The 1,585-nt window shown below is 35.8% G+C and carries 1 protein-coding gene; it reads left to right on the top strand.

All coding sequences use genetic code 11. The features are described 5' to 3' along the window. Window positions 1-35: 35 nt before the first annotated feature. Window positions 36-1,585, top strand: a 1,550-nt coding sequence (gene argS, locus PLK24_RS11350) for an arginine--tRNA ligase (RefSeq protein WP_324479227.1), incomplete at its 3' end; no start/stop codon positions are given.

The following is a 1,585-nucleotide window of genomic DNA, read 5'->3' as shown; positions in this document are numbered from 1 at the left end:
TTTTTGTGTTTTAAACTTGGTGTGGAGTGATTTAGATGAGTCGTTTAATAACCGATGTTATCAAAGAAAGTCTTCAAAAAGTAGTCAAAGAACAATATGGAAACTTATTCGAAGAATTACTTTTTACAGTTGAGCCAACTCGTGATAAAGCTCACGGAGATTTTGCCAGCAACATAGCCTTTTTGCTTTCAAAAAAAGCCAGGAAATCCCCTCGAGAAATTGCCAACCAAATTGTATCGATTCTTAACCAATCTATCGGTCACATTGCAACTATTGAGATTGCCGGCGGAGGTTTCATAAACTTTTTCCTGAAGGATCATATTATTTATTCATTTATGCAGGATATATATCAGGAAAAGGATGAGTATGGATCGGTTCATGTTGGCAACAATGAAAAAATGCAAGTAGAATTTGTCAGTGTTAATCCAACCGGGCCACTCCATGTAGGCCACGGGAAATGTGCAGCCTTTGGTGATGCTTTGGCAAGAGTTTTAAAAAAAGCTGGATTTATAGTTGAAAAGGAATATTATATAAATGATGCCGGTCGGCAGATAGATTTATTAGGTCTTACCTTGGAATGCCGTTATAAACAGCTTTTTGGTGAAGAGATTGAAATACCAGAGGGAGGATATAAGGGTGATTATATGATTGACATCGCCCAGGATTTGAAAAAAGAAAAAGGCGATACCCTTTTATCTCTAACGAAGGATGAAAAAAACGAAATATTTAATTCTTATGCAGTCTCAAAAATATTGCAAAGCATACAAAAAGATTTGAGTGACTTTCAGGTTAACTTCGATGTTTGGTTTAGTGAAAAAACTCTCTACCAGAACCACGAAGTTGAAAAAGCCTTGAATCAATTAGTTAAGCAAGGTTTTACCTATGAAAAGGATGGAGCCCTTTGGTTAAGAACCCAGCAATGGGGAGATGATAAAGATCGGGTGCTGGTTAGAGAAAATGGATCACCTACCTATTTTGCCTCGGATATTGCCTACCATTTTAATAAATGGCAAAGGGGTTTTGAAAGAGTAATTGATATCTGGGGAGCTGATCATCATGGATATATTCCCCGGATGAAAGCTGCAGTTAATGCATTGGGCTTAAAGAAAGAATTTTTGGAAATTTTTATTGTTCAATTTGTAACTCTGTTAAGAAATGGACAACCTGAAAGAATGTCAACCCGACAGGGTGAATTTATCCCCCTTCGTAATTTGATTAATGAAGTTGGTGTTGATGTAGCTCGTTACTATTTTCTCATGAGAGATCCTGCAACCCATCTTGAGTTTGATATTGAACAAGCCAAAAAGACTTCGATGGATAACCCGGTATATTATGTTCAATATGCTTATGCTCGAATATCATCGGTTTTTCGAGAAATGGAAAAGAAAGATTTATCCAATATAAAAATAGACCAAAAACATGAATCATTTCATAATGAGCAGGAAAAATTATTAGCTAAAAATTTGATATACTTTCCAGAAGTGGTAAAACGATCAGCTTTAGCACGGCAGCCCTATATGATTTGCAACTATGTGACAGATTTAGCAGGTTCATTTCATACTTTTTATAATAACAACCGAATTTT

It is taken from the genome of Atribacter sp., assembly GCF_035418125.1.
In the GTDB taxonomy this organism is placed as follows: domain Bacteria; phylum Atribacterota; class Atribacteria; order Atribacterales; family Atribacteraceae; genus Atribacter; species Atribacter allofermentans.
Note: the sequence above shows the minus strand (reverse complement) of the source record. Positions and strands in the feature narration are given on the sequence as shown.